The organism is Pantoea graminicola (assembly GCF_048452665.1).
Taxonomy (GTDB): domain Bacteria; phylum Pseudomonadota; class Gammaproteobacteria; order Enterobacterales; family Enterobacteriaceae; genus Pantoea.
Map to the genome: position 1 here is coordinate 472,210 of NZ_JBLWSJ010000003.1, position 26,571 is coordinate 498,780.

Genomic DNA, 26,571 nt, shown 5'->3' on the forward strand with positions numbered 1-26,571 from the left:
ATGCTCTCCTGTCAGGCCACGGCGGCCGCTTGAGTGGTTTTAGGCATCGCCAGGCTCAGCGTCTGCTGCTCCGTGGCGTCGTCGTGCAGCAGTTCACCGGCGATGGCGCCTTCGCGCATCACCACAATGCGATCGGCCAGGCCCATCACCTCCGGTAAATCGCTGGAGGCGAACAGCACCGCGATGCCCCGGTTCGCCAGCTGATAAATCAGGTTGTAGATCTCATGTTTGGCACCGACATCGATGCCGCGCGTCGGCTCATCCAGCAGGATCACCTTCATCTCCTCCGACAGCCAGCGTCCCAGAATCGCTTTCTGCTGATTACCGCCGGAGAGGTTCATGATCAGCTGATCGGCGCTGGGCGTCTTGATGTTCAGCGAACGGATGTGGCTGTCGGCGTTTTTGTTTTCCCAGCCGTTTTTGATCAGGCAGCCTGCGGTCAGGTTGTGACGCCGGGCGCTGATATTGATGTTATCGCGCACCGAATGCACCGGAATGATCCCCTCGGCTTTGCGATCTTCCGGGCAGAGCATAATGCCCGCACGAATGGCATCGATCGGCTCGCGCAGCGGCAGCGGCTTGCCATCCAGGATCACCTGACCGCCACGCAGACGGGTGCCGCCAAACAGCCCTTTCAGCAGTTCACTGCGTCCGGCACCCACCAGACCAAACAGCCCGACGATTTCACCGGCATGGACCTTCAGCGAAATCGGCGTACGGACGCCCTTCGCTTCGACCTTATCCAGCTCCAGCCGCACCGCGCCTTTCGCCCGCGGCGTGTAGCCATAAATATCACCGAGATTACGGCCGACCATCGCCTGCACCAGATCGTCGTGATGGGTGTTCGCCATATCGGTGAAGGTGCGCACATAGCGGCCATCCTTGAAGACGGTGATGGCATCGCTGAGGGCAAAGATCTCTTCCATACGATGTGAAACGTAGAGCACCACCCGGCCCTCCTCACGGAGCTGGCGGATGACGCGAAACAGGTTGTCGATCTCACGCGCCGACAGGGAGCTGGTCGGCTCATCGAAAGCGATGATGCGCGCGTTACGCGCCAGCGCCTTGGCAATCTCCACCATCTGCCACTGTCCCAGCGACAGATATTTCAGCGGCATATCGGGGTCGATATCCATACCGAGGTTTTTCAGTTGCAGTCCCGCCTCATAACGCATCAGCTTACGGTTCACCAGCCCGTGTTTATGGGGGATCTGACCGAGGTAGATATTCTCCGCCACGCTCATCTCCGGCACCAGATGCAGCTCCTGGTAGATAATGGCCACGCCCGCGTCCAGCGCATCTGTGGTGCGCTGAAAGCTCATGGGCTGCCCTTTAATACGAATCTCACCGCCGCTCGGCTGATAACTGCCGCTGAGTATTTTTAACAGCGTCGATTTGCCCGCACCGTTTTCGCCCATCAGCGCATGGACCTCACCGCCGCGGCAGTCGAAAGAGATATCCTGCAGCGCTTTCACGCCAGGAAAGGTTTTACTGATGCCATGAAACGACAGAAATGCTGAATCAGTGTTCATGTGGATCCTCACTCTTCCGCGCCGCCAGCCGGTTGGGGCTGGCGACGCGAAATCGGCTACGCAGGATGCCAGGCGACAATGCGCCTGACAGGCTCAGGGTTACATCAGTCCTTTTTTCGCCAGTTCAGTTTTGAAGTTGTCACGGGTGATTAGCACCACATCGGTAACTTCGGTGAATTTCGCCGGTTCTTCACCCTTGCTGACCCAGTTGTAGAGCATCTGGCTGCTTTTATAGCCGTGAATATCCGGGCTGGGCAGCAGCGAACCGTAGAAGCCGGTCGCTTTGTCTTTCGACAGTTCGCTGACCGCATCCACGCCGTTGATGCCGATGCCGATGACGTCAGCCGCCTTAAAGCCCTGACCTTCTGTGGCGCGCACGCCACCCAGCACGGTGTTGTCGTTCATGCCGACAATCAGCCAGTGTTTGATTTCAGGATGCTGAACCAGCAGGGAGTTGCCGGCGTCAAACGCGCCAGGGATATCGTTGGATTTGGTCGGCACCTGATAGATCTGTCCGGCCGGGAAACCGGCTGCCTTCAGCGCGTCCATAGAGCCGCCGGTACGACGACGGGCGGTATCGAGCTCGTTGGCCGTAATCGCCATCACGCCGGTGGTTTTCACATCCCAGCCGCGCTTCTGCATCTCTTTATAGAGTTCCTGACCCTGACGCTCACCAATTTTGGTCGCCGCCATCATCACCAGCGGCACGGTGTCCATCGGTTTGCCTTTGGCCGTCACGAACTGATCGTCAACCGCGATGACCTTCAGGCCGTAGCCGCGCGCTTTCGCCATAATGGCCGAGCCGAGTTTCGGATCGGGCGTACAGATCACAAAACCTTTTGCACCGTTGGCCGCAAGGCTGTCGATGGCATTCAGGGTCTTTTCCCCATCCGGCACGGCAATTTTGATGACGTCAAAGCCAAGATCTTTGCCCGCCTTATCGGCGAATTTCCATTCCGTCTGGAACCAGGGTTCTTCTGGTTGCTTGACTAAAAAACCCAGCTTCATGGTCTCGGCGATAGCGGATTGTGACATAACCGCTGCCAGGCCGATGGCCGCGAATGCTTTAGTGAATTTATGCATGATGCTCTCCGGTACCAGGTTATTTTTCGCTGCTAATAACGAATTGGTGTAAACGCTACCAGTTAGTTTTGTTTTGTGGGTACAGCCATAAATCAGTGCGTTAGGCTGCTATGTGCAGTCAGCCTGTGCAGACGCTGGGCTAGTTTTAGCGGGATTAGCGAAGAAAAATGTAGAGCGGTATCACATCTTAAAATCACGACAAAATGATCCATATATTCAGCAAATTTAACCGGACCTTAACTTTTGCAATGGATCACAAAATCACTGCCGATGACAGAAAAGTGCATATTGTCAGCCAGCCAGGACTAACTGTTCCGGCGCGCCGAACCCAGGATACAGGAGTTAACTCATCACAGGAGATTCCAATGCGTGCTGGAGCCATCACCCTTGGGCTGGATTTTGGTAGTGATTCGGTGCGTGCGCTGGCCGTGGATTGTCACAGCGGCAAAGAGCTGCAAAGCGCGGTGTCCAACTATCCGCGCTGGCAACAGGGCTTATACAGCGATCCACACACCAACCGTTTTCGTCACCATCCGCAGGATTATATTGATGCTATGGAGCAGGCACTGCTCGGCGTGCTGAATGCGCTGAGTGACGAGCAGCGCCGCGCCGTGGTCGGTATTGGCGTGGACAGTACCGGCTCTACCCCTGCGCCGATTGACCGCGAGGGGCATGTGCTGGCGCTCCGTCCGGAGTTCGCCGACAACCCTAATGCGATGTTCGTCCTGTGGAAAGATCACACCGCCATAGAAGAAGCCGAAGAGATCAATCAGCTCTGTCACAGTGGCCGCTTCCAGGATTACAGCCGCTACATTGGCGGTATCTACTCCTCCGAATGGTTCTGGGCCAAGATTCTGCACGTCTCGCGTGAAGATGCCGCCGTGCGTGAGGCGGCGGTCTCCTGGGTCGAGCTGTGCGACTGGGTGCCCGCCCTGCTGAGCGGCACGACCGCACCGGATAAACTGCGCCGCGGCCGCTGTGCAGCCGGACATAAAGCACTGTGGCACGGCGACTGGAACGGTCTGCCCGATGCCGACTTCCTCAATGCGCTCGATCCGCTGTTAACGCAGCAGCTCGACGCCCCGCTCTTTACTGACACCTGGACGGCCGATCTGCCGGTCGGCACGCTCAGCGCGGAATGGGCTCAGCGGCTGGGCCTGACGCAGACCGTCACGATCTCCGGTGGCGCGTTTGACTGCCATATGGGAGCCGTGGGTGGCGGCGCGAAGCCCTATACGCTGGTGAAAGTCATCGGCACCTCAACCTGCGACATCCTGATTGCTGACGCAGAGCAGGTTGGCGATCGCGATATCAAAGGCATCTGTGGCCAGGTCGATGGCAGCGTCATGCCCGGTGCTATCGGGCTGGAGGCGGGTCAGTCTGCGTTTGGCGATATCTACGCCTGGTTCAGCCGTTTACTGGGCTGGCCGCTGCAGTTGGCGGCGCAGCAGCATCCCGCGCTTAAGCCGCAGCTGGCGGAGATGCAGAAGAGCCTGATCAAAGATCTGACCGAGGCCTGGGCAGCAAATCCGCAGCTCGATCATCTGCCGGTGGTGCTCGACTGGTTCAACGGTCGCCGCACGCCGAATGCCAACCAGCGACTGAAAGGGGTCATCACGGATCTCAATCTGGGCACCGATGCACCGGCGCTGTTTGGCGGACTGGTCGCAGCCACCGCCTTTGGTGCGCGCGCCATCATGGAGTGCTTTGAACAGCAGCAGATCCCGGTGGAGAGCATCCTGACGCTGGGCGGCATCGCCCGCAAATCGCCTGCCATCATGCAGGCCTGTTGCGACGTGATGAACCGGCCGCTGGATATCGTCGCCTCAGACGAATGCTGTGCGCTGGGTGCGGCGATCTTTGCCGCCGTTGCCGCAGGTGTATATGCCAGCGTCCCGGACGCGCAGCAGGTTATGGCCAGCCCGATCGCCGTCACCCTGCAGCCCGACCCGGCGCGCGTCGCCCGCTATCAACAACTTTATCAACGCTATCAACAATGGTGCGTGACGGCTGAACCGCAATACGCCGCCCGCCCCGCTTCCGCTACGAGCCTATCCCGGCAGGCGTAATTGTTGCAGGCAATCTGCTCCCGGACAGCGCGTAACAGGCAGGCGTTCAGGTTGCTGAAGCAGCCTGTGTGCGCACTGCCCGGGTTCAGACAGACAAATTAAACAGCCTACCGGGGTAGGCGCAAAGTAAAGGAGTAATTTATGGAACAGTTAAACAGCTACAGCGTGTGGTTCGTCATCGGCACACAGCACCTCTACGGCGCGGAAACCTTACGCCAGGTTGAACAAAATGCCCGTCAGGTCGTTGAAGGTCTTAATCAGACCGGCTTACCACTGCGCCTGGAGCTGAAACCGCTGGTGAAATCACCGGATGAAGCGCTGGCCCTGTGCCGCGACGCCAGTTTCGACCAGCAGTGCGTCGGTATTATTACCTGGCTGCACACCTTCTCGCCGGCCAAAATGTGGATCGGTGGCCTGAGCGTACTCAATAAGCCGCTGTTGCAGTTCCATACCCAGTTCAATTCGGAGATCCCGTGGGACAGCATGGACATGGACTTTATGAACCTGAACCAGACGGCGCACGGCGGCCGTGAGTTCGGCTTCATTGGCGCGCGTATGGGCCTGCAACACAGCGTGATCACAGGTCACTGGCAGGACAGCGCCAGTCAGCAGCGTCTGGGGAACTGGATGCGTGCAGCTCTGGCGAAACAGGAGAGCCAGCAGCTGAAAGTGGCCCGTTTTGGCGATAACATGCGTGAAGTGGCCGTCACCGAAGGCGATAAAGTAGCCGCACAGATCCAGTTTGGTTATGCGGTGAATGGCTGGGGCGTCGGCGATCTGGTTGAGGTCATCAACGGCGTCAGCGATGGCGACGTCAATGCGCTGATCGACGAATATGAGAGCCTCTATCGCTTTACCGATGTCGCTGCGTCGGGCGGTGAAAAGCGTCAGAACGTGCTGGATGCGGCGCGTATTGAACTCGGTCTGACTCGTTTTCTGGAAGCGGAAGGCTGCCACGCCTTTACCACCAACTTCCAGACGCTGCACGGCATGACGCAGCTGCCTGGACTGGCGGTTCAGCGCCTGATGGCGAAGGGGTACGGGTTTGCCGGCGAAGGTGACTGGAAAACCGCTGCCCTGCTGCGCATTTTCAAAGTTATGGCTGGCGATCGTAAAGGCGGTACCTCCTTCATGGAGGATTACACCTATCACTTCTCACCTGGCAACGATCTGGTGCTCGGTTCGCACATGCTGGAAGTCTGCCCGTCGATTGCCATCGAAGAGAAGCCCTTAATTGATGTTCAGTTCCTCGGCATCGGCAATAAAGCCGATCCGGCGCGCATGATTTTCTCGACCCCGGCTGGCCGGGCAATCAACGCCAGCGTGATCGACATGGGCGATCGTTTCCGTCTGCTGGTAAACGTGGTCGATGCGATCGAACAGCCGAAACCGCTGCCGAAGCTGCCGGTTGCGCGTGCGCTGTGGAAAGCCCAGCCGTCACTGGCGACCGCCTCCGAAGCGTGGATTCTGGGCGGTGGCGCGCACCATACGGTGTTCAGCCAGGCGCTGACGCTGGAGGATATGTATCTGTATGGTGAGATGAACGACATCGAAGTGCTGGTAATTGATGAGCACACCCGGTTGCCAGCCTTTAAAGATGCGCTGCGCTGGAATGAGGCCTACTACCGTCTGAAACGTTAATCAGGGCTTTCTGGCGCCTTTCGTCTCTGCGATAAGCGAAATGCAGGGGCTTAAAGGCGCCCTATATTAAATCTCCGTGTTATGCGGTGCGGAACGGCGGCGTGCCGTAATGTCGCCGTTGATCCCCTCCTCAGGCTCACCCCCTCACGTTCAGTAACGCCATCTCAGCCCTTAAAGCAGCACTAAAGCCCGAACGGGAAGGAAACGCGTGCCTGAAGAGCAAAGCGTCCGCGCCAGGGATGGCGTGGCCGATCCGCATAGATGCGGGGATTCTTTGCGTTCAGGCTCGCCTTTCCTGACCTGGCGCCCCAGCCATCCGCGATGCATCGTTTTCTGACACGCCACGTACAGACTCAGTAACGCCTTTTAAGCCTTAAAGCAGCACCAGAGCCTGAACGGGAAGGAAACGCGTGCCTGAAGAGCAAAGCGTCCGCGCCAGGGATGGCGTGGCCGATCCACATAGATGCGGGGATCCTTTGCGTTCAGGCTCGCCTTTCCTGACCTGGCACCTCAGCCATCAGCCATCAGCCATCAGCCATGATTTTCTTTGCCACCCTAAGCTCCTCCCGGAATGAACAGCGCGCCGAAACAAGGAATGGGCTATATCTGGCGCAAAAAAAGGCGGCTCCTGAGAGCCGCCTCTTATCCTGACATTGAATAATCAGGAAGTGAGTCGCTTAACCGGCGCGTTCTGCTGACGATCCCAAATCACCGTCAGTAACCGCTGCAGGGCGATAAACGCAAACAGCAGAATCCCGATAGCGATCTTGGTCCACCAGGAGCTCAGCGTGCCGTCGAAATTAATCCAGGTCTGAATCAGCCCCTGAATCAGCACACCAAACAGCGTCCCCAGCACCGTCCCGACCCCGCCCGACAGCAGCGTACCGCCGATCACCACCGAGGCAATCGCATCCAGCTCCACACCCAGCCCGGCCAGCGCATAACCTGCCGAGGTATAGATCGAAAAGACAATTCCGGCCAGCGTCGCCAGCGTGGTAGAGAGCATATAGATCTTAATGGTGGTGGCGCGGGTCGACACCCCCATCAGCTGCGCCGAGGTCAGATTGCCGCCGATGGCGTAAACCCGGTTACCAAAACGGGTACGGTGCGCCAGAATAATCCCGCCCACGACCACCATCAGCATAATCACCGCCAGCAGGCTGAGGCGACCACCGCCCGGCACTTTCCACGCCAGCCCGGAAAGCATTGTATAGAACGGATGATCGATGGGAATCGAGTTCTCCGACACCAGATAGCTGCAGCCGCGCAGGAAAAACATCCCCGCCAGCGTAATAATAAAGGCCGGGATCTTCAGTGCATCAATCAGCCAGCCCATCATGGCCCCGAACAGCGCCCCCATCGACAGAATCAGCGCAAACGCCAGCAGCGGATCGAGATGGAAATCGCCAATCGCCCGCGCCAGGAACACGCCGGTAAACGCGATCACTGCACCAACCGACAAATCGATCCCGCCGGACAAAATCACAAAGGTCATGCCAACAGCGATAATGCCGAGGAAAGCATTGTCAGTCAGAATATTGCAGATCACCCGCGTAGAGGCGAAGCCCGGGAACTGGCTCAGACAGAACAGATAACCCGCCACAAACACCAGTAGCGTAATCATCAGCGGAAGATGACGTTTAATCATGTCGGACGTCTCCGTTTCAGCATCGCAATAAACCGCGGTGACTGCAGTAACAGCACGCACATCACCACCACCGCTTTCACCACCTGATTCAGCTCCGGCGGGAAGCCGGAGAGCAAAATCCCGGTATTCATCGACTGGATAATCAGTGCTCCAATCAGCGACAGCACCAGATTAAAACGACCGCCCATCAGCGACGCACCGCCAATCACCACGGCCAGAATCGCATCCAGCTCCAGCCACAGACCGGCGTTATTGGCGTCCGCACCGCGAATATCCGCCGCAACGATCAGACCAGCAACGGCAGCACAGACGCCGCTGATCGCATAGGTAGACATCACCACCAGCCAGCCGGTCACACCCGCATTGCGGGCCGCACGCAGGTTAATCCCCACCGCTTCGATAAACAGCCCCAGCGCAGTCTTGCGCGTCAGCAGCCAGACCGCCAGCGCCACCACCAGCGTAATCCAGACCGGCACCGGCAACATCCACAGCGAGCCATTACCAAACCAGCCGAGACTGTCGCTGTCGAAGGTCACAATCTGTCCCTGCGTGATCAGCTGCGCGATACCCCGCCCGGCCACCATCAGAATCAGCGTGGCCACAAACGGCTGGATCCGCAGCAGCGCCACCAGCACCCCATTCCACAACCCACAGAGCAGGCCGGTGCCCAGCGTGGCGAGGATAATAAAAGGCACGCCGTGACCCGCCACGGTCAGCGTGGCAGCGGTGGCACCTGCGATGGCCATCACCGCACCTACGGAGAGATCGATACCGCCCGTGGCGATCACCAGCGTCATCCCAATCGCCAGCAGCGCCACCGGTGCCGCACGGTTAAGAATATCGATCGGGCTTCCGAACAGACGCCCATCCTGCAGATGCACGGCAAAAAAGTTACTGGCGACCAGACTGTCTATCAACAGCACCAGCAGCAGCGCAGCAATCTGTGGCATCCCGGATGGGAACTTCAGCTTACGACGTGGCGTTTTTTCAGATGACATAGGCGACTCAAGCATGTTGTACCCCTCCGTCCGCGATAGCATTGACGATCGACGCCACCGAAAGCTGCTCCAGTGGAATCTCTGCCACCTGCTTCAGATCGCGCATGATCAACACCCGATCGGCATAACCCACCAGCTCTTCGAGTTCAGAGGAGATCACCAGCAGCGCCAGACCATCGGCGCACAGGGATTCAATCAGACGAATAATCTCGGCGTGCGCGCCCACATCAATGCCGCGCGTAGGTTCGTCGAGGATCAGAAACTGCGGTTTTGTGACCAGCCAGCGCGACAGCAACACCTTCTGCTGATTGCCGCCCGATAACAGCTCCACCGGCTGCTCAGCGTGCGGTGTACGAATGCCCAGACTCTTGATAAAACGGTCGGCAATCGCCTGCTGCTCGCGCCGCTTAATCGGCCGTAACCAGCCACGCTGCGCCTGCAGTGCGAGAATGATATTTTCCCGAACCGACGCCGCGCCAATAATCCCGTCAGTCTTGCGATCTTCCGGACAAAAGCCCATTCCCAGCTGCGAGGCTTTCGCCGGGTTGGTGATGCGCTGCACTTTGCCCTTGATCTTCGCGGTTCCGCGATCGGCCCGACGAATACCAAACAGCACCTCAGCGGTTTCGGTACGGCCCGACCCCAGCAGTCCCGCCAGACCCACAACTTCGCCGGGACGCACCGCCAGATTAAACGGCTCGATGGTACCTTTCCGGCCATAATCTTCAAACGACACCACCGGCTGATTGCTGCGCAGGGTGCTGCCCTGCCGCTGCAGCGCCGTCTCCAGCAGTTCACGCCCCAGCATCAGCTTAATCAGCTCGATCTGCGGCAGCGTGGCGGTGTCGTGGGTGGCGATATACTGCCCGTTACGAAGCACGGTAATCCGATCGGTAATCCTGTACACCTGGTCAAGAAAGTGGGTCACAAAAATCAGGCTCATCCCGCGGGCTTTTAACTGCGCCATCAGGGTAAACAGCATCTCTACTTCGCTGGCATCGAGGCTGGCGGTCGGCTCATCAAGAATCAACACCTGCGCCGACAGATCCACCGCACGGCAGATGGCAATAATCTGCTGCATTGCCACCGAGTAGTGGCCCAGCGGACGGGTCACATCGAGGGAAAAGCCATAATTCCGCATCAGGGCATCGGCATCCCGCACCATTCTGCGCCGGTCAATCAGGCCAAAGCGACGCGGCTCACGGCCAATGTAAAGGTTATCCGCCACCGACATGTTCGGCAGCATATTCACTTCCTGATAGACGGTGCCGATGCCCATCTCCTGCGCCTGCGCCGTATTATGCGGTGTGATTGGCTTACCGTTCAGGGTAATGGTGCCGGCATCGCGGCTGTAAACGCCGGTCAGCACTTTAATCAGGGTGGATTTGCCGGCACCGTTTTCACCCAGCAGCGCCATAATCTCCCCTTTGCGAATATCAAAGGAGACATTATTCAGGGCCTTAACGCCGGGAAAACCTTTGCTGATGCCGTGGATGGATAACAGCGGTGTTTCACTTTGCGTGGTCATTCTGCTCACTCCGCCTTACGTCAGGAAAAACCGCCCCATAGGGCGGTCTGCGGCTGGTCTGAGGCTGCGGGTGAATCAGTAACCCATGCCTTTTTTGGTTTCCAGCTCCTTCTGCGCGTCAGCAGGCAGGAACAGCTTCGATTCGGTCTTGATCACTTTAGGCGGCAGCGTGCCATCCTTCTTAAACTTCTCCAGCGCATCAAATGCCGGACCTGCCATATTCGGCGTCAGCTCCACGTTGGCGTTAGCCTCACCGGCCAGCATCGCTTTATAGATATCCGGCACCCCATCAATTGAGCCGGTCAGAATATCCTTGCCTGGTTTAAGGCCCGCTTCTTTAATCGCCTGAATGGCACCGATCGCCATATCATCGTTGTGCGCGTAAACCATGCAGATGTTTTTGCCGTTGTTCTCGGCCTTGATAAAGCTCTCCATCACCTCTTTACCCTTACTGCGGGTAAAGTCACCCGACTGCGAACGGATCACTTTGATATTCGGGTGGTTGCTGATGGCTTCCGCAAAGCCCTTCTTACGATCGATGGCTACGCTGGCACCCACGGTGCCCTGCAGTTCCACCACGTTACACTGCTTGTCGCCCACCGTTTTGACCAGCCAGTCGCCGATCAGCTTGCCTTCCAGGACGTTGTCCGCCGTGACCACCGCCTGGTAGAGCGATTTGTCTTTCACTACAATCGCGCGGTCCAGCAGGTAGACCGGGATTTTGGCATCTTTAGCTTCTTCCAGAACTGGTTCCCAGCCGGTCTGCACCACCGGAGCGATAAAAATGGCATCCACGCCCTGGGCGATAAAGGAGCGGACAGCCTTGATCTGGTTCTCCTGTTTCTGCTGACCATCGGCGATTTTCAGGGTAATGCCCCGTTTTTTGGCTTCGCTTTTCGCGACGTTGGTTTCCGCCGAGCGCCAGCCAGATTCAGAACCCACCTGCGAGAAGCCCACCGTCATATCTGCAGCGAGCACCGGGCCGGTTAACGCAGCGCTGACCAGCGTGGTCAGAAGTAAACGTTTCCACATAGTTTTTTATCCTCTGAAAGGCGATTGCTGTTTAGGGTAGAGAGCCTGCTTAGACTGGACTAAAAAAGGGTGCATAATGGCGACATACTTCACAAAACAGAGCAATTTAAAGGAGTTACGTGCAGATGGGCGGCTTCGCTGAGGAGATAGCTATGGATAAAACGGCTGAATATCGCCAGCATGGCCGTTAAATAATTGTAATAAACAGAGGCGCTTATGCTTCCACCCTCTGGAAACGATTACAGAGAGGCGTACAAAATGAGTTACGCCGCGGGTCGTTAACAAAAAATGGGTTTTGTGACTGGCCGCACACTCCCCATCAGACCCGCCTCTGGCGCGAAACGTTTCTCTGACGACAGCGATTGTCAGACCCTTTGTTCCGGCCTTAAAAAGTAAAAAAGCGGTCGCTGATTTACGGAAGAGTGTGAAATAATCAAAAAGAGTATTTTACATCACATTTTATCGCTTCGTTTATCTGATATGCTTCCCGATCATTTTTTACAGCCTCAGGTTCAGACAACGGCTCAACGCCCTCCAGCCAGATAAAACCGCCGGATAGCGCCGTTTGCTGACGAATAAAGTGCTTTTATCTGATTTTCACCTTTTTTCACGCCTGCGATCTGGACAGCTTAAGCCTGCCCCCTATACTGAGCGCTCCTTTGTTACTTCTATCTGTTATGGCAATGATGACTGCGCACGATTACCTGCTTAAATTTCGCAAAGTAAATAATTCAGACAGTCTGGAAAAACTTTTTGATCACCTGAACTACTCCCTGACGAATGATATGGACATCATTAATATGTACCGGGCTGCGGATCATCGACGCGCTGAACTTGCCTCAGGCGGACGGTTGTACGATCTGGGCTGTGTCCCAAAAACGGTGTGGCGCTACGTGGTGTGATTACTGGCTGATTTTTCGCTGTTTTACCCTCTGTTCCTGTCCGGATGGGCGCGCCTCTCTGAACATGTTATTCTGCTGCGCTTCGACTCTCCGAGACAGGAATAACTACGATGACTGAACAGGTTGCTGCGCCGCGTATTGGTGGCTTGCTTCTGCTGCCGCTGGCCTGGCTGATAATGACCCTGTTAACCACCGTTCTGGTGCTGGCGATGTATCTGACCCCCCTGTTTAACCCGGAATGGCGTGTGGCGCTCTTTTCCCACGGCAGCACGCTGCTCTCTTACTGGGCCATTTCTCTGCTCACCGCCGTCGCCGTCTGGGCGTACAGCCTCTGGATCAGCTGGCTGTTCTTCAAACGCTCGCGTCGTCTGCCGCGCCACTATCTGCTCTGGCTGCTGATTACCGTCCTGCTGGCGCTGAAAACCTTTGCCTTTACGCCGGTGGCCGATGGCCGCGCCCTCCAGACATTGCTGCTGTCACTGCTCGCCGCGGCGGTGTTTGCGCCCTATTTCAGGCGTTCTGTACGGGTAAAAGCGACTTTTATTGCGCCCTAACGCCGTGAGTTATGTCAGGAATTTAATTCTGAGTGCGGTCTGCCGCTCTGTGGAGGGCGCGGGTGTTGAGATACGCCGCGCTATCCACGATAATAAGCCGCTTTCTGGCTCCCAGGCGAAAAAATGACCGATTATCTGCTTCTCTTTATAGGCACCGTGCTGGTGAATAACTTCGTATTAGTGAAGTTTCTCGGCCTGTGTCCTTTTATGGGCGTTTCCAAAAAACTGGAAACGGCGATTGGCATGGGCCTCGCCACGACATTTGTGATTACGCTGGCCTCCATCTGTGCCTGGCTGGTCAATCATCTGATCCTGCTGCCACTGGACCTGGTCTATCTGCGCACCATGGCCTATATCCTGGTCATCGCCGTCGTCGTGCAGTTTACTGAGATGGTGGTGCGTAAAACCAGCCCGTCGCTCTATCGCCTGCTGGGTATCTTTCTGCCGCTGATCACCACCAACTGTGCGGTGCTGGGCGTGCCCCTGCTGAGCGTTAACCTGAACCACACGTTCCTCCAGGCGGCCCTCTATGGTTTTAGTGCCTCCATTGGCTTTTCGCTGGTGATGGTGCTGTTCGCCGGTATGCGCGAGCGTCTGGTACTGGCCAATGTGCCCGCGCCGTTTAAAGGCAACTCCATCGCCCTGATTACTGCTGGTCTGATGGCGCTGGCGTTTATGGGCTTCAGCGGGCTGGTGAAATTCTGATGACCGCGATCTGGATTGCTGTTGCCGTATTAAGTGCGCTGAGCCTGGTGTTCGGTGCCCTGCTGGGTTACGCCTCACGCCGCTTCGAGGTGGAAGAAGATCCTATCGTCGAGCAGATTGATGCCATTCTGCCGCAAAGCCAGTGCGGCCAGTGCGGCTATCCGGGCTGCCGCCCCTATGCGGATGCCGTAGGCAACAACGGTGAGGCGATCAATAAATGCGCGCCAGGCGGAGAGCAGACCATGCTCAAGCTGGCTGCGCTGCTCAACGTTGAGCCGCAGCCGATTGACGGCGATGAGGCAGCGAAAGAGCCGGTACGCACCGTGGCCTTTATCGACGAAGCCAACTGTATCGGCTGCACCAAATGTATTCAGGCCTGCCCGGTGGATGCGATTGTCGGCGCTACCCGCGCCATGCACACCGTGCTGAGCGACGTCTGCACTGGCTGCGATCTCTGCGTTGCCCCCTGCCCGACCGACTGTATTGAAATGCGTCCGGTTGCCACCACGCCAGCCAACTGGAAGTGGGATTTGAATACCATTCCTGTACGGGTGATCCCGGTAGAAACTCATGCTTAATCTGTTTAACTTCCTGAAAAAAGAGAAGGTCTGGGATTTTGAGGGCGGCATTCATCCGCCCGAAATGAAAACCCAGTCTAACGGAACGCCGCTCAGCGAACTGCCTCTGCCGCACCGTTTTATTATTCCACTTAAACAGCATATCGGACACGAAGGCGAGATCTGTGTGGCTCCCGGCGACAGGGTGCTGCGCGGCCAGCCGCTGACCTTTGGCACGGGCCGTATGCTGCCCGTCCATGCGCCCACGTCCGGCGTCATTGAGGCGATCGGTCAGCATATGACCGCTCATCCCTCCGGTCTGTCAGAACTCTGCGTTTTCCTGACGCCCGATGGCGAGGATCGCTGGATGCCGCTCGATCCCCTGCCTGATTACCGGCAGCATCCGCGCGCCGACATCGTGCAGCGTATTCACGATGCGGGCGTGGCGGGCCTGGGCGGTGCGGGCTTCCCGACTGCCACTAAGCTGAAAGGCGGCCTGCGCGGCGTTAACACACTGATTATCAACGCAGCGGAGTGCGAACCCTATATCACCGCTGACGATCGCCTGATGCAGGATTACGCGGCTGAGGTGCTGGAGGGCAGCCGCATTCTTGCCTGGGTCCTGCAGGCTGAGCGGGTGTTAATCGGCATTGAGGATAATAAACCGGAAGCGATCGCCGCGCTGAAGCAGGCGCTGGGCAGCGATCGCGACCTGCAGATTCGGGTCATTCCGACCAAATATCCCTCCGGTGGTGCCAAACAGCTGACCCGCATCCTGACCGGCAAAGAAGTGCCGCACGGCGGGCGCTCGACCGATATCGGCGTGCTGATGCAGAACGTCGGCACGGCCTGGGCCGTCAAGCGCGCGATCGTCAACGGCGAACCCATCACCGAACGCGTGGTGACGCTGACCGGCGAGGCGATCGCCCAGCCGCGGAACGTCTGGAGCCGACTGGGCACACCGATCAGTCATCTGCTGCACCATGTCGGTTTTACCCCGGCACCCCGTCAGATGGTGATCATGGGCGGCCCGCTGATGGGCTTTACCCTGCCGTCGCTGGATGTGCCGGTGGTGAAGATCACCAACTGTATCCTTGCCCCATCCGCCACGGAGATGGGGAACAACGACGAAGAGCAGTCCTGCATCCGCTGTTCGGCCTGTGCGGACGCCTGCCCGGCCAAACTGCTGCCACAGCAGCTCTACTGGTACAGCCAGGGCGGCGATCACGATAAAGCCCGTGCGCACCATATCGATGACTGCATCGAATGTGGTGCCTGCGCCTATGTCTGCCCGAGTAACATTCCGCTGGTACAGTATTACCGTCAGGAAAAGGCCGAACTGCGCGCCATCGACCTGGAAGCGAAACGTACGCTGGAAGCGAAAGCACGCTTTGAAGCCCGTCAGGCACGACTGGAGCGCGAAAAACAGGCGCGCGAAGCGCGTCATGAAGAGGCGAAACAGCGGGTTGCCCGTGCCGACAACGGTGAACTGGCTGCTGCAAAAGCGCGGGTGAAAGCCCGTCAGGTGACCGAGCCGGATGAAGCCACGCTGGAAGCGCAGCGCGAGGCTCGTCATGCCCAGGCGCGTCTGCGTCAGGCAGAGGCGCAGGCTGAAACCCAGCCGGTGACCCGTCAGTCGGTCGATCCGCGTAAGGCCGCCGTTGAAGCCGCTATTGCCCGCGCAAAAGCGAAAAAAACGGCAGAGAAGCCGGCAGAAGCCGTGCCGGATGCGGCGACAGCACCGGATACCGCTGCCGATCCGCGTAAAGCCGCCGTCGAAGCCGCCATCGCCCGCGCGAAAGCGAAGAAGGCTGCGCAGGCCGAGGGCGCTGAGGCTACACCAGCCGCTGACAGCACTGCTGCACCGGAAGCCGCTGCCGATCCGCGTAAGGCCGCCGTCGAAGCCGCCATCGCCCGCGCGAAAGCGAAGAAGGCTGCGCAGGCCGAGGGCGCTGAGGCTACACCAGCCGCTGACAGCACTGCTGCACCGGAAGCCGCTGCCGATCCGCGTAAGGCCGCCGTCGAAGCCGCTATCGCCCGCGCCAGAGCGAAGAAGGCTGCGCAGGCGGAAGGCGCTGATGCCGCACCAGCCGTTGACAGCACTTCCGCACCGGATGCCGCTCCCGACCCGCGTAAGGCCGCCGTCGAAGCCGCTATCGCCCGCGCCAGAGCGAAAAAGGCTGCGCAGGCGGAAAGTGACGCGGATGCCGCCTCACGCGATGCCGCAGCCCTGGCGACCGCCGCGCATTTTGCGGTGGAAAACGCAGAACAGGCTCAGGAGCAGGCCAACAACGCGAATGCTGAACCGGAACAGGCACCTGAACTGAATCAACCCGACGATGCGCGTAAAGCTGCAATTGCTGCCGCCATCGCCCGTGCCAAAGCGCGTAAAGCGCAGTCGTCTACGACGCTTGAGGATTAAATGGCTTTTCGTATCGCAAGTTCTCCCTATACCCATAACCGCCGCAGCACCGGCAATATCATGCTGCTGGTGGTATTGGCTGCGGTGCCGGGTTTCGCTGCACAGTGTTATTTCTTTGGCTACGGCACCTTTATCCAGGTCATCCTGGCAACGCTGACCGCCTGGCTGACAGAAGCGGCCATTCTGCGACTGCGCAAAGCACCCGTTGCCTCTGCGCTGGCGGACAATTCGGCCCTGCTGACGGCCGTCCTGATCGGGATCAGCCTGCCGCCGCTGGCCCCCTGGTGGCTGGTCGTCGTCGGTACCCTGTTTGCGGTAGTGATTGCGAAACAGCTCTATGGCGGACTCGGCCAGAACCCGTTTAATCCGGCGATGGTCGGCTATGTGGTGCTGTTGATCTCCTTCCCGGTGCAGATGACCAGCTGGCTCCCGCCTGACTCACTGCAGGCCATCCGGCCCAGCCTGATGGATACGCTGAGCATGGTGTTCCACGGCCACACGCTGGCGGGTGACACCATGCAGCAGCTGCAGCTGGGCGTCGATGGCGTCAGCCAGGCCACGCCGCTTGATACCTTTAAAACCGGCCTGCGCGCCGGACACAGCGCCGGGCATCTGCTGGCGCAGCCGATCTACAGCGGTGTGCTGGCAGGTCTGGGCTGGCAGTGGGTCAACGTGGGCTATCTGGCTGGCGGCCTGTTCCTGCTGTGGAAAAAGGCGATTCGCTGGCATATTCCTGTGGCTATGCTGCTGTCGCTGGCCTGCTGTGCCGTGCTGGGCTGGCTCTTCTCTCCCGGCTCGCTCAACAGCCCGCTGATTCACCTTTTCTCAGGCGCAACCATGCTGGGGGCGTTCTTCATCGCCACCGATCCGGTGACCGCCTCGACCACGAATCGCGGGCGTCTGCTCTATGGCGCGCTGATTGGCCTGCTGGTCTGGCTGATCCGCAGCTTTGGCGGCTATCCCGATGGCGTCGCCTTTGCCGTGCTGCTGGCAAACATCTGCGTGCCGCTGATTGACTACTACACCCAGCCGCGCGTTTACGGCCATCAGAAGGATTAAGCGATGCTGGAGACGATCCGTAAAAATGGGGTAACGCTGGCGGTTTTCGCGGCGATCACCACTGCCGCCACCGCCGTGGTGAACACGGTGACGAAACCGACCGTGGAACATCAGACTCTGCTGCAGCAAAAAAACCTGCTGGATCAGGTCGTGCCCACCGATATGTATGATAACAACATTCAGCAGGATTGTTACGTTGTCACGGATAGTGCACTGGGTAACGGCGCCCCGCACCATCTTTTCGTGGCGCGTAAAGGCAACCAGCCGGTCGCAGCGGCGCTGGAGACGACCGCACCCGACGGCTATTCGGGTGCGATACAGATGCTGGTCGGCGCCGATTTTCAGGGTAAAGTGCTGGGCGTGCGGGTCATCGAGCACCATGAAACACCGGGCCTGGGTGACAAGATCGAATTGCGCATCTCCGACTGGATCAACAGTTTCAACGGAAAAGTGGTTCAGGGCCCGGCAGACAAGGCTTTTGCCGTTAAAAAAGATGGTGGCGAATTTGACCAGTTTACCGGTGCTACTATTACCCCACGCGCGGTGGTCAATGCGACGAAACGCACCGCGCTGTTGATGAAAACCCTCCCGGAGAGACTCTCTTCGTTACCGGCCTGTGGAGATGCAAATGAGTGAAGCAAAAAGTCTGCTGGTGGGCGGATTGTGGAAAAATAACTCTGCGCTGGTGCAGTTACTGGGCCTCTGCCCGCTGCTGGCGGTCACCGCCACTGCCACCAACGCATTGGGTTTAGGCCTGGCGACCACGCTGGTGCTGACCCTGACCAACAGTTTTATCTCCGCTTCCCGGCGCTGGGTGCCCTCGGAAATCCGTATCCCGATCTACGTGATGATCATCGCCTCGGTGGTGAGCTGCGTACAGATGCTGATCAACGCTTACGCCTACGGTCTCTATCAGTCGCTGGGGATCTTTATCCCGCTGATCGTCACCAACTGTATCGTGGTGGGCCGCGCGGAAGCCGTCGCCTCGAAAAGCTCGATTCCGCTGGCGGCGCTGGATGGCTTCGCCATCGGAATGGGCGCGACCTGCGCCATGGTGGTGCTTGGCTCGCTGCGTGAGATTATCGGCAGCGGCACCCTGTTTAACGGGGCCGATCAGCTGCTTGGCCCGTGGGCGAAATCGCTGCGTATTGAAGTGGTGCATTTCGATTCGCCGATGCTGCTGGCCATGCTGCCGCCGGGGGCTTTTATCGGACTCGGCATGATGCTGGCGGGTAAATACCTGATCGATCAGAAGATGAAACAGCGTGCCGCCCTGCGTGCTCAGACGACTGACAGCACTGCGCCACAGAACGCCGTCGGGAAAGCCGTGTGAATCAGACCAAACGCACTGAGATCCTTCGCCGGCTGCAGCAGAACAACCCGCATCCGACCACCGAGCTCTCTTTCAGCTCACCTTTTGAGTTGCTGATCGCGGTGCTGCTTTCGGCGCAGGCAACCGATGTCAGCGTCAACAAGGCCACCGCGAAACTCTATCCGGTGGCGAATACCCCCGCCGCGATGCTGGCGCTGGGCGTGGAGGGCGTTAAGTCCTATATCAAAACCATCGGCCTGTTTAACAGCAAAGCGGAGAATGTCATCAAAACCTGCCGCATCCTGCTTGAGCAGCACAACGGTGAGGTGCCGGAAGATCGCGCCGCGCTGGAGGCCCTGCCGGGCGTGGGCCGCAAGACCGCTAACGTGGTGCTCAATACCGCCTTTGGCTGGCCGACGATTGCCGTCGATACCCATATCTTCCGGGTCAGTAACCGGACGAAGTTTGCGCCGGGCAGAAATGTCGAAGAGGTGGAGCAGAAACTGCTGAAGGTGGTGCCTGCGGCTTACAAGGTCGACTGTCACCACTGGCTGATCCTGCACGGTCGCTATACCTGTGTGGCGCGTAAGCCCCGCTGTGGCTCATGCCTGATTGAAGATCTCTGCGAGTATCCTGAGAAAACCGAGTAACTGCACCGCTTCCTGACCCGCTTCGGCGGGTTTTTGCTTTTCTGCCCCGCCTCTGCCCCTGCCGGTTCGCCCCGGTGTCACCCCAGTCTGAAAGACAACACAGTTTATCGGGTTGTTACATGCGTGTTGATGATGGAAAATCGCCGCCCCTGATCATAAGAAAAAGTTATGCCACAGTGAGTAATGTCATGAATACACGCCCCTCTGCCGGGAAGCACGCACTGCGCCTGTTTCTGGCGCGACTCTGGCCGCATCCGCTGGCGGTGAGTAAAAAGCATATCGTTATCGCCGGACTGGGCGCCGGTACAGGACTCATGCTCACCAGCCTGCTGAGCCACTGGATGCTGGGCGAACTGAACCTGTGGTTTGTCGCGCCGGTTGGCGCTTCGGCCGTGCTGCTGTTTGGTGTACCGGCCAGCCCGCTGGCGCAGCCGTGGGCAATCGTCGGCGGTAACAGCCTCTCTGCGCTGACAGGCGTTGTCGTCTGTCAGCTCATTCCCGATCCCGCCATCGCCTGCGGCGTCGCGGCCTGCGTCGCCATACTTCTGATGTTTCAGCTTCGCTGTCTGCATCCGCCCGGTGGCGCGGTGGCACTGACCGCCATCCTGGGCGGCCCCTCGGTGCAGCAACTGGGCTATCACTTTGTGCTGACGCCTGTTCTGCTCAACTCCCTGATCCTGGCGCTGCTGGCGCTGCTGTTTAACAATCTGGCAGGCCGTCGCTATCCGCATCCGCTGGCGCCCGAAGAGGTGAAGCCAGAGCCGGTCGCGATGCCGGTTCCGCTGACGCGAGACGATCTGCATCAGGCGCTGCAGGGCGGTGAACTGCTGGATATTGATGAAGATGATTTGCAGGCGCTGCTGCTGCGTGCGGAAGAGATTGCCCAGCGCCGTCAGTTCGGCTGAAGAAGCGGCTGACAGGCTGTCAGCCGTTCTGTGACGCATCGCCATCATGTGACGGTGTCACTTAATACGATACCCCGCCCTTAGTGCTGCGCCAGCGCGGCCTGCATCCAGGCCACCACCAGCGGTGAAAGTTTTTGCTGCAGCGCCGCCCGTTCCGACTGGAACAGCGTTGCCACAAAATAGGGATGATCCAGCAACTCCACGCCGCGGACGTCACCCGCTTCATCCCAGGCCGTTGTTCGCAGCGTTTTCTCGCCCAGCGCCGCGCTGAACGCCGGGTTAACGCCAAAGTTGCAGTGATAGCCCTCATTGCTCTCCAGCGCGCCGTAGGCAGTGGCGATACGTGAGCCCGGCTCGAATCTGACCGCACCGCGCTGCTCCATCAGCGAACAGCTCAACGGCGCGATGACGCTGCGTCCGCCGGTGTCGGTTTCGGCATGGCTGGCATCCTGCCAGCCCAGAACATTACGGGCATATTCGATCACCGCATACTGAAACCCGCCACAGGAGCCCAGGAAAGGCTTACCGCTCTCCCGCGCCCAGCGGATAGCATCATAGACGCCGCTGTCATTGTGCCAGGGACTGCCCGGCACCACCCAGAGCGCGTCGCACGCTGTCAGGTCGGTCTCATCGAGTCGTTCGGTGGCGACCCAGATGGTTTCAGCGTTGATATTCAGGCTGCGGGCAGCAAGTTCGATTGCAGGGGGGATGGCCTGATGAGCAACCGCGCTGGCGCGGTAGTCTCCCACCAGAAAGAGACGCAGGAATGACATGGGCAGATCCTTTTCAGGGAAAGCAGAAGGTTACAGGAATGTTAATCTTTTGTCATTAATTGCCTGTTTCTCGCCTGTGCGCTGGCAAAGCGGCGGAGGGTTCTGCAGCGTCGGCTGCCCGCAGATTCGGTTGCTGCCTGGACAATTTACCGTCTGCGCGTCAATTACGCGGTTTTCTGCCCAACCGGCGTGACGCAATCGGTTTCTTGTTTTGCGTGCTGAATTAAATCCTCAGAGTGTGGGATCGATCGCGCATCGTGCATTTTTTCCGCAACCCGGGCCGCATAACGGTTACTGTTTATTCAAATCGCGGGAAAAAAGGGCTGCGACTGACCGTCTGTGCTGGCGATTCTCGTTCCTGTGAACGATTCATCCACAAATCATTCTGTTAGCAGTTAATATCAATTTCATCCAGCACCGCGCCAGGATTCAGTCAGATCGCACTGACCTGCCCCTGCTCATCAAAATTAAAATCTAATCAACAGCTTATTCCACGGTTTTTAACGCTACATTATCAGCTCAGCGTGGTTGTCAGAAAATTCTTGCCCTGTCGCCCGTAATCAGCCAAATTAGTCGCCCCTTTTCCCTTCTAATAACAATCCTGCGCGTGGAAAACTCACATGACGCGGACTTAATTGCTGTCCCGAAACAGGGTATGAAAAAACTGAGGTACATGTGTCAACTGCAAACAAACACACTGATGAGGCTGTCAGTCTCAATGCGTTTAAACAGCCAAAGGCGTTTTACTTAATCTTCTCGATTGAGTTATGGGAACGTTTTGGCTTCTATGGCCTGCAGGCCATCATGGCGGTTTACCTGGTGAAGCAGCTGGGATTGTCTGAATCAGACTCAATCACCCTCTTCTCTTCATTCAGTGCGCTGGTCTATGGGCTGGTCGCCATCGGCGGCTGGCTGGGCGATAAGGTGCTGGGCACCAAGCGCGTGATCGTGCTGGGTGTGCTGGTTCTGGCGCTGGGGTATGCGCTGGTGGCCTTCTCCGGCCATAACGTCAGCATTGTCTACATAGGTATGGCGACGATCGCCGTAGGCAGCGGTCTGTTCAAGGCGAACCCCTCTTCGCTGCTCTCCACCTGCTACGAAAAAGATGACCCGCGTATCGACGGTGCCTTCACCATGTTCTATATGTCGATCAACATCGGTTCGCTCTTCTCGATGATGCTGACACCGTGGCTGGCGGCAAAATATGGCTACAGCGTCGCCTTCTCACTCTGCGTCATCGGCCTGGTCATCACCCTGTTTAACTTCCTGTTCTGCAAGCGCATGGTAAAGGATTATGGCTCTAAGCCAGACTTCGCTCCGCTGCAGGTCGGCAAACTGCTGATGACCCTGGTCGGCGTGGTCGTGCTGATCGCCCTGGCAAACTGGATGCTGCATCATCAGGCTATCGCACGTCTGGTGCTGGCGGTGATTGCGCTGGGCATCCTGCTGATCTTCGCTAAAGAAGCCTTTGCGCTGCAGGGCGCGGCGCGCCGGAAGATGATCGTGGCCTTCCTGCTGATGGTCGAAGCGATCCTGTTCTTCGTGCTCTATATGCAGATGCCAACCTCACTCAACTTCTTTGCTATCCGCAACGTTGAGCACACCATTTTCGGCATTACGTTTGCGCCCGAGCAGTTCCAGGCGCTGAACCCGTTCTGGATCATGCTGGCCAGTCCGCTGCTGGCGGCGCTCTACAATAAGCTGGGCGATAAGCTGCCGATGCCACATAAGTTTGCCCTCGGTATGGTGCTCTGCTCCGGTGCCTTCCTGGTGCTGCCGGTAGGGGCAAAATTTGCCAGCGACGCCGGTATCGTTTCTGTTAACTGGCTGATCCTGAGCTATGCGCTGCAGAGTATCGGTGAGCTGATGATCTCGGGTCTTGGCCTGGCGATGGTGGCGCAGCTGGTTCCCCAGCGTCTGATGGGCTTTATCATGGGCTCCTGGTTCCTGACCACCGCTGGCGCGGCGGTGATTGCCGGTAAAGTGGCTAACCTGATGGCGGTGCCGGAGAACGTGACCGATCCGCTGATCTCCCTGGCGACCTACAGCCGTGTGTTCCAGCAGATTGGTATCGTTACGGCGGTTATTGCCCTGCTGATGCTGATTACAGCACCGCTGCTGAACCGGATGACTCAGGACCCTGACGCAAAAAAATAGCGTACAGCCCTGATCCCCACGTCACGACTCAGCCGGGTTCTGCCCGGCTTTTTTGTGGCCGAACGCCTCCCCGCGCAGATCCCTGATCCTTATCACTGGTAATTCCAGCCTGAGTCTTTACTATGCTGTGATCCCATTGCAACAAGGAGTACATGGTCATGAAACTGTTTTGCAAAGCAGGAGCCTGCTCTCTCTCTCCCCACATTGTTATGCGCGAATGCGGGCTCGACTTCACCCAGGTGAGCGTCGACCTGGCCACTAAACTTACCGAACAGGGCGATGACTTTCGCCAGATCAATCCCAAAGGCCAGGTGCCTGCGCTGCAGTTCAGCGACGGCAGCGTGCTGACCGAAGGCGTGGCGATTGTGCAGTATCTGGCGGATCTCAAGCCCGATCGCCATCTGCTGGCGCCGGTCGGCAGCCTGACCCGCTATCACACCGTGGCGTGGCTCAGCTACATCGGCAGCGAGCTGCACAAAAGCTTCGGCCCGCTGTTCCGTCCCGGCTACACCGATGAGGTGAAGGCGCAGACCCGCAGCCAGCTGGAAGCGAAGTTTCGCTATGTGGATGAGTCATTGCGTGACAGACAGTGGCTGATGGGGCTGCATTTCAGCGTGGCGGATGCCTATCTGTTTGTCGTGACGCGCTGGGCAAAGGCGCTGGGTCTGGATTTGTCTGGCCTGACGGCGCTGGAGGCGTGGTTTGAACGCGTGGCGGAACGGCCTGCGGTACAGGCGGCGCTGAAAGCGGAAGGTTTAGCCTGAGAGAACAGGGCCGGTTAACCGGCCCTGATGCATTACAGTTTTTCTGCCGCGAAGTGGTGCACCGGCGAGGCAATGGCATCCTGCGCCGCGACCAGCTGCAGCTCATACTCGCCCATCTGATGGGTTTTCAGCATCACCTCATAAACCGCCGCCGTAACGTGCTCCAGCGCATCCTGCAGTGATTTGCCGTGCAGCAGATTTACCAGCAGCAGGCCGCTGGTGAGATCGCCGACGCCGACCGGCTGACGCACACCGAAATCGACCAGCGGACGGCTGATATGCCAGGCGTCATCCGCCGTCACCAGCAGCATCTCAAAGCGATCGCTGCGGCGACCGGCGCGCGCAAGGTGCTTCACCAGCACGACGCGTGGCCCCTGGGCAATCAGTGCCCGTGCCGCCTCCACCGCCGCGTCAACATCCGTGACGGTGCGTTCGCTCAGCATCTCCAGTTCCAGCAGGTTCGGCGCAATGATGTCGCTGGCAGGCATCGCCATTTTGCAGTGAAACTCTGCCACGCCTGGTGCCACAATGCAGCCTTTCTCGGGATGGCCCATAACCGGATCGCAGAAGTACCAGGCGTTGGGATTCGCTGCCTTCACCTGGCGGACAATCTGCAGAATCTGTTCGCCCTGCTCCGCCGAGCCCAGATAACCGCTCAGCACCGCGTCACAGGTCTTCAGGCGGTCGATGTCAGCAATGCCTTTCACAATGTCGGTCAGATGCGTTGCCGGCATTACCGTGCCGGTCCAGTGGCCATATTGCGTATGGTTGGAAAACTGCACGGTATTCAGCGGCCAGACGTTGGCACCCATGCGGCGCATCGGAAACTCAGCCGCCGCGTTACCGGCATGACCAAAAACAACATGCGACTGAATCGCTAAAATATTTTTCACTTGTTTGCCCTGTCTGCCTTGCCATAAAAAAGGGCCGGAAACCGGCCCTGAAAGCTTACTGCCAGTTAATCAGGCAGTAGTGTTTCTTGCCGCGACGCAGCAGCGTATAGCGGTTGAACAGTTTGTCGCTGTCGCTGAAGCGGTACTCCGCATCAGACTGCTTTTCACCGTTCAGAGAGACGGCATTTGAGCCGATCATGGTACGCGCCTGACCACGGGATGGCACCAGCTCGGCTTTCACCAGCGCCTGCTGCAGATCGTCTTCTGCACTCAGCACGATGGTTGGCATACCATCCTGCGCCAGCTGCTCGAAGTCCGCTTCGGTCATGTCGCTGACGGAGCCGGAGAAGAGGCTGGCCGTGATACGTTTTGCCGCCGACAGGCCCGCTTCGCCATGCACCAGACGCGTTACCTGCTCTGCCAGCACATATTGAGCCCGTGGCGCGGTGCCGCTGTTTTTGTCCTCTTCTTCCAGCGCATTGATCTCTTCAATGCTCATAAAGGTGAAGAATTTCAGGAAGCGATAGACATCCGCGTCGGCAGTGTTGATCCAGAACTGATAAAACTTGTACGGACTGGTTTTCTTCGCATCCAGCCAGACTGCGCCGCCTTCGGTTTTACCAAATTTGGTACCGTCAGACTTGGTGATCAGCGGAACGGTCAGGCCGAAGACCTGGTTCTGATGCAGACGACGGGTCAGATCGATACCGGAGGTGATGTTGCCCCACTGGTCAGAGCCGCCGATCTGCAGGGAAACGCCGTGGCGCTCGTTCAGGCAGGCAAAGTCATAACCCTGCAGCAGATTGTAGGAGAACTCGGTAAAGGAGATACCCTGATCGTCACGGTTCAGACGCTGCTTCACCGCTTCTTTATTGATCATCTGGTTAACGGAGAAGTGCTTGCCGATATCACGCAGGAAGGTCAGCACGTTCATGCTGCCAAACCAGTCGTAGTTGTTCGCGGCGATGGCGCTGTTGCTGCCACAATCGAAGTCGAGGAACGGGGCCACCTGCTGGCGGATCTTTTCAACCCATTCACCAACGGTTTCGCTGGTATTAAGTTTACGCTCTGCGGCTTTGAAGCTCGGGTCGCCAATCAGGCCGGTTGCGCCCCCGACCAGTGCCACCGGCTTATGACCGGCATCCTGAAAACGCTTCAGGCAGAGCAGCGGTACCAGATGGCCCAAATGCAAGCTGTCAGCAGTGGGGTCAAAGCCGCAATAGAGCGAAATTGGCCCCTGCGCCAGTTTCTCTGTTAACGCGTCTTCGTCCGTCACCTGGGCGATAAGGCCCCTCTCCTGCAATTGTTGTATCAGGTTACTGCTGGTCATTACTGACTCCAAATTGATCAGACTGCACCTATGCTGGTACACAGCTTTCCGCTGAGT

The 26,571-nt window shown here is 58.2% G+C and carries 23 protein-coding genes; 14 read left to right on the forward strand and 9 right to left on the reverse strand.

Annotation, left to right across the window (positions count from 1 at the left end; all coding sequences use genetic code 11):
- Positions 1 to 11 precede the first annotated feature (11 nt).
- Complete coding sequence (araG, locus tag ACNY69_RS09865) at positions 12 to 1,532, reverse strand: L-arabinose ABC transporter ATP-binding protein AraG (RefSeq protein WP_293769940.1); 1,521 nt, start codon at positions 1,530 to 1,532, stop codon at positions 12 to 14.
- A 99-nt stretch (positions 1,533 to 1,631) separates the two neighbouring features.
- Positions 1,632 to 2,615: an arabinose ABC transporter substrate-binding protein gene (locus ACNY69_RS09870; protein WP_111140485.1), complete on the reverse strand. Its 984-nt coding sequence runs from the start codon at positions 2,613 to 2,615 to the stop codon at positions 1,632 to 1,634.
- Positions 2,616 to 2,980: 365 nt separating this feature from the next.
- On the opposite strand from ACNY69_RS09870, the gene ACNY69_RS09875 reads away from it, so the two are divergent.
- Entirely contained in the window at positions 2,981 to 4,684 is a 1,704-nt protein-coding gene (locus tag ACNY69_RS09875) for a ribulokinase (RefSeq protein WP_111140486.1), read from the forward strand.
- Positions 4,685 to 4,825: 141 nt separating this feature from the next.
- The gene (gene araA, locus ACNY69_RS09880; protein ID WP_111140487.1) at positions 4,826 to 6,325 is read left to right on the forward strand and encodes an L-arabinose isomerase; all 1,500 of its coding nucleotides are present in this window, start codon (positions 4,826 to 4,828) and stop codon (positions 6,323 to 6,325) included.
- A 661-nt stretch (positions 6,326 to 6,986) separates the two neighbouring features.
- On the opposite strand, the gene yjfF is transcribed toward araA, so the two are convergent.
- The 4 genes from yjfF to ytfQ all read right to left on the reverse strand — a co-directional run bounded on the left by yjfF (position 6,987) and on the right by ytfQ (position 11,531).
- Entirely contained in the window at positions 6,987 to 7,973 is a 987-nt protein-coding gene (yjfF, locus tag ACNY69_RS09885; protein WP_418798163.1) for a galactofuranose ABC transporter, permease protein YjfF, read from the reverse strand.
- Positions 7,970 to 8,986 (reverse strand): galactofuranose ABC transporter, ATP-binding protein YtfT, encoded by a 1,017-nt coding sequence (ytfT, locus tag ACNY69_RS09890; protein ID WP_111140489.1) that lies wholly within the window; start codon positions 8,984 to 8,986, stop codon positions 7,970 to 7,972. The genes yjfF and ytfT overlap by 4 nt, the downstream gene beginning before the upstream one ends.
- Positions 8,979 to 10,499, reverse strand: a complete 1,521-nt coding sequence (locus tag ACNY69_RS09895) for a sugar ABC transporter ATP-binding protein (protein WP_111140490.1) — start codon at positions 10,497 to 10,499, stop codon at positions 8,979 to 8,981. The genes ytfT and ACNY69_RS09895 overlap by 8 nt, the downstream gene beginning before the upstream one ends.
- A 75-nt stretch (positions 10,500 to 10,574) precedes the next feature.
- Complete coding sequence (ytfQ, locus tag ACNY69_RS09900; RefSeq protein ID WP_111140491.1) at positions 10,575 to 11,531, reverse strand: galactofuranose ABC transporter, galactofuranose-binding protein YtfQ; 957 nt, start codon at positions 11,529 to 11,531, stop codon at positions 10,575 to 10,577.
- 686 nt (positions 11,532 to 12,217) lie between these two features.
- On the opposite strand from ytfQ, the gene ydgT reads away from it, so the two are divergent.
- The 10 genes from ydgT to ACNY69_RS09950 all read left to right on the forward strand — a co-directional run bounded on the left by ydgT (position 12,218) and on the right by ACNY69_RS09950 (position 20,597).
- Positions 12,218 to 12,433 (forward strand): transcription modulator YdgT, encoded by a 216-nt coding sequence (gene ydgT, locus ACNY69_RS09905; protein ID WP_111140496.1) that lies wholly within the window; start codon positions 12,218 to 12,220, stop codon positions 12,431 to 12,433.
- Between the two features lie 110 nt (positions 12,434 to 12,543).
- Entirely contained in the window at positions 12,544 to 12,987 is a 444-nt protein-coding gene (locus ACNY69_RS09910) for a DUF2569 domain-containing protein (RefSeq protein ID WP_111140492.1), read from the forward strand.
- Between the two features lie 123 nt (positions 12,988 to 13,110).
- Positions 13,111 to 13,692, forward strand: coding sequence for an electron transport complex subunit RsxA (rsxA, locus tag ACNY69_RS09915; RefSeq protein WP_111140493.1), 582 nt, complete (start codon positions 13,111 to 13,113; stop codon positions 13,690 to 13,692).
- Positions 13,692 to 14,270 (forward strand): electron transport complex subunit RsxB, encoded by a 579-nt coding sequence (gene rsxB / locus ACNY69_RS09920; RefSeq protein ID WP_111140494.1) that lies wholly within the window; start codon positions 13,692 to 13,694, stop codon positions 14,268 to 14,270. The genes rsxA and rsxB overlap by 1 nt, the downstream gene beginning before the upstream one ends.
- Entirely contained in the window at positions 14,263 to 16,671 is a 2,409-nt protein-coding gene (gene rsxC, locus ACNY69_RS09925; RefSeq protein ID WP_418798168.1) for an electron transport complex subunit RsxC, read from the forward strand. The genes rsxB and rsxC overlap by 8 nt, the downstream gene beginning before the upstream one ends.
- Positions 16,672 to 17,730, forward strand: coding sequence for an electron transport complex subunit RsxD (gene rsxD, locus ACNY69_RS09930; RefSeq protein ID WP_111141127.1), 1,059 nt, complete (start codon positions 16,672 to 16,674; stop codon positions 17,728 to 17,730). It abuts the gene before it with no gap.
- Between the two features lie 3 nt (positions 17,731 to 17,733).
- Positions 17,734 to 18,366 (forward strand): electron transport complex subunit RsxG, encoded by a 633-nt coding sequence (rsxG, locus tag ACNY69_RS09935; protein ID WP_111141129.1) that lies wholly within the window; start codon positions 17,734 to 17,736, stop codon positions 18,364 to 18,366.
- Positions 18,359 to 19,063 carry an electron transport complex subunit E gene (locus ACNY69_RS09940; protein ID WP_111141131.1) on the forward strand — a complete coding sequence of 235 codons (705 nt, stop codon included), beginning with the start codon at positions 18,359 to 18,361 and terminating at the stop codon, positions 19,061 to 19,063. The genes rsxG and ACNY69_RS09940 overlap by 8 nt, the downstream gene beginning before the upstream one ends.
- A complete protein-coding gene (nth, locus tag ACNY69_RS09945; protein WP_111141133.1) occupies positions 19,060 to 19,692 on the forward strand; it encodes an endonuclease III in 633 nt (210 codons plus the stop codon). The genes ACNY69_RS09940 and nth overlap by 4 nt, the downstream gene beginning before the upstream one ends.
- A 188-nt stretch (positions 19,693 to 19,880) precedes the next feature.
- Positions 19,881 to 20,597, forward strand: coding sequence for an HPP family protein (locus tag ACNY69_RS09950; protein ID WP_111141135.1), 717 nt, complete (start codon positions 19,881 to 19,883; stop codon positions 20,595 to 20,597).
- Positions 20,598 to 20,677: 80 nt separating this feature from the next.
- On the opposite strand, the gene ACNY69_RS09955 is transcribed toward ACNY69_RS09950, so the two are convergent.
- Positions 20,678 to 21,370 carry a CTP synthase C-terminal region-related (seleno)protein gene (locus tag ACNY69_RS09955; RefSeq protein WP_111141137.1) on the reverse strand — a complete coding sequence of 231 codons (693 nt, stop codon included), beginning with the start codon at positions 21,368 to 21,370 and terminating at the stop codon, positions 20,678 to 20,680.
- A 675-nt stretch (positions 21,371 to 22,045) separates the two neighbouring features.
- Here ACNY69_RS09955 and dtpA point away from each other — a divergent pair.
- Positions 22,046 to 23,527, forward strand: a complete 1,482-nt coding sequence (dtpA, locus tag ACNY69_RS09960; protein WP_111141139.1) for a dipeptide/tripeptide permease DtpA — start codon at positions 22,046 to 22,048, stop codon at positions 23,525 to 23,527.
- A gap of 158 nt (positions 23,528 to 23,685) precedes the next feature.
- Positions 23,686 to 24,291, forward strand: coding sequence for a glutathione transferase GstA (gstA, locus tag ACNY69_RS09965; RefSeq protein WP_111141141.1), 606 nt, complete (start codon positions 23,686 to 23,688; stop codon positions 24,289 to 24,291).
- Between the two features lie 32 nt (positions 24,292 to 24,323).
- On the opposite strand, the gene pdxY is transcribed toward gstA, so the two are convergent.
- Positions 24,324 to 25,184, reverse strand: a complete 861-nt coding sequence (gene pdxY, locus ACNY69_RS09970; protein ID WP_111141143.1) for a pyridoxal kinase PdxY — start codon at positions 25,182 to 25,184, stop codon at positions 24,324 to 24,326.
- Positions 25,185 to 25,239: 55 nt separating this feature from the next.
- Entirely contained in the window at positions 25,240 to 26,514 is a 1,275-nt protein-coding gene (tyrS, locus tag ACNY69_RS09975; protein ID WP_111141144.1) for a tyrosine--tRNA ligase, read from the reverse strand.
- Positions 26,515 to 26,571 lie beyond the last annotated feature (57 nt).